5 protein-coding genes are annotated in these 6,726 nt (G+C 30.1%); all 5 read left to right on the forward strand.

What is annotated here, in order from left to right:
- Nucleotide 1 precedes the first annotated feature (1 nt).
- The 5 genes from EJL03_RS15015 (at nucleotide 2) to EJL03_RS15035 (ending at nucleotide 6,594) form a co-directional block, all read left to right on the forward strand.
- On the forward strand, nucleotides 2–2,665 hold the full coding sequence (locus EJL03_RS15015; protein WP_125154791.1) for an FAD-dependent oxidoreductase: 2,664 nt from the start codon (nucleotides 2–4) through the stop codon (nucleotides 2,663–2,665).
- A 9-nt stretch (nucleotides 2,666–2,674) separates the two neighbouring features.
- Complete coding sequence (locus EJL03_RS15020) at nucleotides 2,675–3,034, forward strand: hydrogenase maturation nickel metallochaperone HypA/HybF (RefSeq protein WP_125154792.1); 360 nt, start codon at nucleotides 2,675–2,677, stop codon at nucleotides 3,032–3,034.
- A gap of 339 nt (nucleotides 3,035–3,373) precedes the next feature.
- Nucleotides 3,374–4,273 (forward strand): collagen-like domain-containing protein, encoded by a 900-nt coding sequence (locus tag EJL03_RS16675; protein WP_279222091.1) that lies wholly within the window; start codon nucleotides 3,374–3,376, stop codon nucleotides 4,271–4,273.
- Nucleotides 4,274–4,451: 178 nt separating this feature from the next.
- The gene (locus EJL03_RS15030) at nucleotides 4,452–5,582 is read left to right on the forward strand and encodes an ABC transporter permease (protein ID WP_125154793.1); all 1,131 of its coding nucleotides are present in this window, start codon (nucleotides 4,452–4,454) and stop codon (nucleotides 5,580–5,582) included.
- 1 nt (nucleotide 5,583) lies between these two features.
- The gene (locus EJL03_RS15035) at nucleotides 5,584–6,594 is read left to right on the forward strand and encodes an ABC transporter permease (protein ID WP_206427382.1); all 1,011 of its coding nucleotides are present in this window, start codon (nucleotides 5,584–5,586) and stop codon (nucleotides 6,592–6,594) included.
- The last annotated feature ends 132 nt before the right edge of the window (nucleotides 6,595–6,726 follow it).

Here is a 6,726-nt window from a genome sequence, read left to right on the forward strand (position 1 = left end):
AATGAGAGGGAAAATTATTAAGATGGCACAACATATAAGTGGCTTAAAAATAAACTTTACAGAAGATGATCCACGATACTATGTATTTGCTGATTTAGTAACGGACGAACAAGCGGATGTTGTTCTTGCTATGAAAAGAAGAAAACAAGAATCAGTAGAAGATATTGCATCTAGGGTAAATAAAGATTATGCTGAAACTTTTAATATTTGTATGCAACTTACTGATATGGGCATTATCGAAGTTAAGCCTCAAGGAGATGGAACAGATAAATTTGAACTTCCAATTTATGTCCCAGGAATCTATGAATTAATGATGCTTAATAGGGAACAGGCTAATGCACACCCAGAGATAGCTAGGGCATTTGAACAATATACAAGAGAAACTGTTGAACCTGTAACTACAATTATGCCAATGGGGAATGGCGCAATGCGTGTTATACCTGTAGAATCAGCTATTCAAGCAGAAACTAGAAAAGCACCTTATGAAGAAATATCCTATTGGTTAACTAAATATCAAAACCACATTGCTATTGCACCATGTCAATGTCGATTAGTTCGCACTCAAATGGATGAAGGTACTGGTAGTATAGCTGAAGAATTGTGTATTATACTTGGTGCTACTGCTGAATCCGCTATTATGACAGGAAAAGCAAGACCTATTACAAAAGAGGAAGCAAAAAAAGTTATTTTACAAGCTGAGAAAAAAGGTTATATGCATCAAGTTACAAATATGGATGGAACAAATAAAATTTGGGCAATTTGTAATTGTCAACGTGATGTTTGTTTAGCTTTACGAACTTCCCAATATTTTAATACTCCAAATATGTCTCGTTCTAATTATATAGCAAAAGTTGATACTGAAAAATGTGCAGCCTGTGGACAATGTGTAGAAACATGCCCTGCTAATGCTGTTAAGTTGGGAGAAAATTTATGTACTAAAAAGCCAATAAAATATCCATTTACCCCACTTCCAGATGATCATAATTGGGGACCAAAGCGTTATAACCCGGATTTCAGAGAAAACTTTGAAAATGTTTATGATTGTGGTACCTCACCTTGTAAAACAAAATGTCCAGCCCATATTTCAGTTCAAGCTTATATAAAATTAGCAGCACAAGGAAAATATATGGATGCTTTAGAATTAATCAAAAAAGAAAATCCATTCCCCGCAGTGTGTGGGCGTATTTGTCCACATAATTGTGAAAGTGAATGTACTAGAGGTAATATTGATGAACCTGTTGCAATTGATGAAATAAAAAAATTTATTGCAGATAAGGAATTAAAGGAAGAAACAAGATTTGTTCCAGAAAAATTACATGATTTTAGTCATATTAAAATTGCAGTAATTGGCTCTGGGCCAGCAGGTCTTTCTTGTGCATATTATTTAGCTTCAAAAAGTTATACAGTTACAGTTTTTGAAAAAGAAGAAAAATTTGGTGGAATGTTAACCTTAGGGATTCCTTCTTTTAGACTGGAAAAAGATGTTGTTGAAGCAGAAATCCATGTATTAAAGGAGCTGGGAGTTGAGTTAAAATGTGGGGTGGAAATAGGCAAAGATATTACAATAGACAAATTACGTGATGAAGGATATAAGGGTTTTTATATTGCCATTGGTGCTCAAGCTGATAGAAAACTAAATATTGAAGGGGAGGATAGTAAAGATGTTATAAATGGAGTAGATTTTTTAAAGGATGTGAATTTGGGTAAAGAAATTAAGACAGAAGGTAATATTATAGTAATAGGTGGGGGGAACGTAGCAATAGATGTTGCGAGAACCACTCTTAGAACAGGAGCTAATACAGTAAATATGTTTTGTTTAGAGGGTGATTATGAGATGCCTGCTGAATATGTTGAAGTTATGGAAGCTAAAAAGGAAGGAGTCATTGTGAACAATAGCTGGGGTCCAAAAAGAATTGTTATTGAAGATGGTAAATTGAAGGCTGTTGAGTTTAAACGCTGCATAAGTGTTTTTGATAAAGAGGGAAAATTTAATCCTGAATATGATGAATTGGATATTAAAACCGTAAAAGGGGATAAAGTATTGTTATCTATAGGGCAATCTATTTTATGGGGTGATCTTTTAAAAGGGAGCAAAGTTAAATTAAATCCTAATAACACAGTAAAGGCAGATGAATTAACTTTTCAAACAGGTGAATCAGATATTTTTGTTGGCGGTGATGTTTATACCGGCCCAAGATTTGCTATAGACGCTATTGCAGCAGGAAAAGAAGGAGCGGAATCATTACATCGCTACGTTCATCCAGGGCAAACATTAACACTTGGAAGAAACAGAAGAATGTTTAAAGCACTTCATAAGGATAATTTAAATTTACAGGGCTATGATAGGGCTAAACGTGAAAAGGTTTTTTATGACTCATCAAAGGAGAAATCTTTCTTAGATCCACGTCTAACATTTACAGAGGAGCAACTAGAAAATGAAACAAAGCGTTGCTTAAAATGCGGTATTGCCCATGTGGATGAAAATAAATGTATAGGCTGTGGTGAATGCAATACAAGATGTAAATTTGATGCAATCACATTATTTAAAAAGTTTCATGCCCATAGCTTTGGTTATGAAAATATTAAGCCCCATGCAATCAAAAGAGCAATTAGTATAAAATTTAAAAGAGCTTTAAATCCAAATAAAGATAGTGTAGATAAGTAGGTAAATATTATGCATGAAGTAACTATATTAGTAGAATTAATAAAAATGGTTGAGGATGCAGCAGTTGAAAATAAGATTAAAAAAATAGATACTATAGTTGTGCAAATAGGAGAAATGTCTTCAATTGTACCTAGATATATGATGGAATATTTCCCTAATGCAGCCTATAAAACTCTTCTAGAAAACTCTAAATTAAAAATTGAAATAATTAAAGCAAATGCTTTATGTCATCACTGTAATAAGGTTTTTAAAATTGTAAAAAACAAAGGAAAATGTCCTATCTGTCAAGGGCAGGATTGGGAAATGTTAAGTGGAATGGAATTTATTTTAAAAGAAATTATTATAAGAGAACCTTTAGCTATAAAATAGTGATTTTTAACTCTTAAAACCTGGTTACTTAAGGTTTAAGAGTTATTTTTTATCCTTATTTATAAATTAACTAAATAACATTGTTTAAGTCAATAATATGAGAGTAAAGTGATACTCTTAGTAATAGGCTAATAGATTTAGTTTTATAACTAAAAAGATGTTTTTTTATGTCAAATATAAAAAGAATTCATATTATATACTATTGGAATTTCTTAAAAAATATTTATAAATTAATATTAAAAATATTTTAATATGTAAAATAAAAGTGACATATATTTAAATTTTTAAGGTAGCTATAATAAGTTTCTTATTTCTGGACTTAAGATTATTTTATTAATTTTGGAAGGTGATAATTTTGAAAAAAACTCTAAGAAATTTATATTTGTACCTACATGTGGTAGATGTACTTGCCCACGTGGAGTAACAGGGCCGCAAGGTATGACCGGTTCAACAGGTCCCCAGGGTATAACTGGCCCAACAGGATTACAGGGAATAACAGGAGCACAAGGAATAACTGGTCCAACAGGACTACAGGGAATAACAGGTACAACAGGACCACGAGGTGTAACAGGTCCAATAGGTCTCAGGGGGGTAACAGGAATAACAGGAGCACAAGGAATAACTGGCCCAACAGGACTACAGGGAATAACAGGTCCAACAGGACCACAAGGTGTAACAGGTGCAATAGGTCTCAGGGGAGTAACAGGCCCAACAGGACCTCAGGGAGTAACAGGAACACAAGGTATAACCGGTCCGACAGGACCTACAGGACCTCAAGGTGTAGGTCTTCGGGGTGTAACAGGTCCAACAGGTCCAACGGGTTTACAGAATATTGCTCAAAGTTTTGCTAGAGCATTAGGTCCCACACCACAAACTGTTGCAAATAATGGGTTAGTTACATTTTCAACAGTTACAAGATCTTCAGATATTACAATAAATGGGGCAAATAATACTTTTACACTAGCAAGAGCTGGACTTTATTTAATACAATTTAGTGCAGGAATACCAGCTGATCAACCAACTCCAAATAGATTTGCCATTGTCACTAATGGTACAGTACAACAAGGTGTTACAAACTTTTATGATACTGGAATTTTAAGTGCTTTTTGGCAGGGAGTACTTCCAGCTAATGCTCAAATAACTGTAATTAATACTTCTGGGGGGTCAAGAGTTATACAAGGTATAAACACCACCTCATTAAACTTTGTAATTACTAGAATTGCAGATACTAGTTTTTAGTAAATTTAAATTTAGAAAAAACCAGGTTTTCCTGGTTTTTTCTATTTAAATATTTATTATCTTAGTTTACGATATTAATTTATAAAATTTTACAATATATATATAATATATTAGAATTAATATATATTACAAGAATTTTCTGTTTCAAATATTGTAAGTTAAATAGTGGAGTAAAGATATGTTAAGATTAGTTTTAAAGAAAATAAAAAGAAATTTTTCATATTATTTATTAATATTTATTGGTTATTTTTCTGCCTTATTAGTTATTTCAGTTGGTTTTGTATTCTTAAAGAGCAGTAAGGATATGACTATTGAGTACACATTTGGGAAAATTGAACACCAAAGATTGATTTCCATAAATGTTAGTAAACCTAATAGTACAAATTATGATACTTTAGTGAATGTTTTAAAAAAATATTCTAAAACAACTTCAATTAGAATTAATGGTCTAATTGAAAAAGTTTCTATGGATGAAAAAATCTTTGAAGTCCCTGTTCAGCCTATTGTATTTAGTAAAACTCCAGAGTGGATTCCAGAAATTTTAAGTGGTAGATATTTATATCCAAATGAGAGTAGTTCAAAAGCTAAAATTGCAGTTATTGGTAAAGGTGTAGAGAACAACAAATTAAGTAAAAATAATTATATAAATTTAGGGAAAGAAAAGTTTAAGGTTGTAGGCAAAGTAGGGGGGAGGAGTAAGTTTTCAAATTACCTAGGTTCTGTTTTTATACCCTTAGAATCTTTACCTGATAAAATGAAAGAGAATATTGAAGCAATTTCAGTATATCTATTAAAAAATAGCGACAATCCTGAAAAGGAAATGAATGAAATATTAGATGATTTAAATAAATTATCTAATATTAAGGCAAAGGAAGTAGAGATTAAAAATAATTTATCTGAATTTCATAACACACTACTTATGACTACATTAGTAAGCTGTTTAATCATATTAGTAGCAGTAGGCAATATAAGTATTTTAATATTTTACTTAATGTTAAAAAATAAAAAGAATATTTCAATTAGTATTGCATTAGGTGCAAATAGAAAAATGATTTGGAAACAAATATTTATGGAGTTAATGTTAGTTTCGGTTTGTGCTATTGTTTGTTCAATAGCAGCAATAAATCTTTTAACACCATTTGCAAAGGATAATTTAACAGATATTTTAAATATAAAAGATATAGAGTTTAGTTATTTAACTATATTAGTAGCATCTATAGTTACTATGTTAATGAGTTTTCTAATATCGATAATAAGTGTAAAAAAGTTTTTTAATTTAAACCTTACAATGGAATTAAAAGGAGAATAGTATGTGTAGATTAAAAGTATTGATTAAATCTATAGTAAAGCAAGGTTTAAAGTTTAAATTGGTTTTTTTTCAATTAGTTATAGTGTTTATATCATTGAACTTTGCGTTTGTATTAATAAATAAAAATAGAGATGTAAAGAGTAATATTAACAATTTAGTTAATAAAGATAAATCAATAATGTATAGAATTTTAGTAGGCTCGCAAAATAAAGATTCCATAAATCCAATTAATAAAGTATATAAAGAAATTTCTAATAATAAAATGGTGGATAAAATAGGAAGTTATGAGATAAGTAAATCTTTAATGGATGATTGTGAATTTAAAGCTATTTTCCTAAACAAAGACGCATCAAATCTGTATAATATGAACGTTTCTAGTGGTAGTAATAAAATTTTTCAATATCAAAAAGTTGGAGACGAAATACCGATTATTATAAGTAATAATTTATCAAGCAAATTAGATGTGGGCAGTATTGTTAGAATTAAACTTTACCAAAATAGTAGATTGAAAAATTTTAAAGTTATTGTAATAGGAATACTAAATAATAATGCTTATTTTTGGAATACACGAATAGGTGATAATTCGTCAATTGTATCTTTGAAAGATTCTATTATTATACCCTTTCATAAGGATTATTTTTATGATGAGGCACTTGATATTTCTATGAAATCAAGATATACAGTTGTTTCTATAAAAGAAGAATTTGATTTAAATGAATTTACAACATACTTATCAAATTTAAATTCTAAGAATATAATGATTGATTATATTAAAATCAACGATTTTATAACTCAGATATATAATATTAATAAACCCTGGATAATAATTACATTAATATTTTCACTATTATTATCTATCTTATCAGTAATAGGTTTTATAGGTATATTAATAAGTTATATTACTTTTAGAACCAAGGAATACGGCATTAGATTTGCATTGGGGTCATCTAGTAGGGAATTAACAAGGTTAATATGTGGAGAGATATCTTTGTCATTACTCTTAAGCCCCTAAAAACACTTGGACAATTGCTTATGCATTAGATATAATGAAGAAAAGTAATTGGAGGTAACTTGTGAGAGGTAGAAGTTATACAAAAGAATTAAAAGAATCAATACTAAATGAGGTTAAAGAAGTAGGCAATGT

This window comes from Clostridium rectalis (genome assembly GCF_900626095.1).
Taxonomy (GTDB): Bacteria; Bacillota; Clostridia; order Clostridiales; family Clostridiaceae; genus Clostridium_AS; species Clostridium_AS rectalis.

Excerpts from the sequence above, each read along its gene's own strand:
- EJL03_RS15015 (WP_125154791.1), top strand. The coding sequence starts at position 2 with ATGAGAGGGAAAATTATTAAGATGGCACAACATATAAGTGGCTTAAAA.
- EJL03_RS15020 (WP_125154792.1), top strand. The coding sequence starts at position 2,675 with ATGCATGAAGTAACTATATTAGTAGAATTAATAAAAATGGTTGAGGAT.
- EJL03_RS15035 (WP_206427382.1), top strand. The coding sequence starts at position 5,584 with ATGTGTAGATTAAAAGTATTGATTAAATCTATAGTAAAGCAAGGTTTA.
- EJL03_RS15030 (WP_125154793.1), top strand. The coding sequence starts at position 4,452 with ATGTTAAGATTAGTTTTAAAGAAAATAAAAAGAAATTTTTCATATTAT.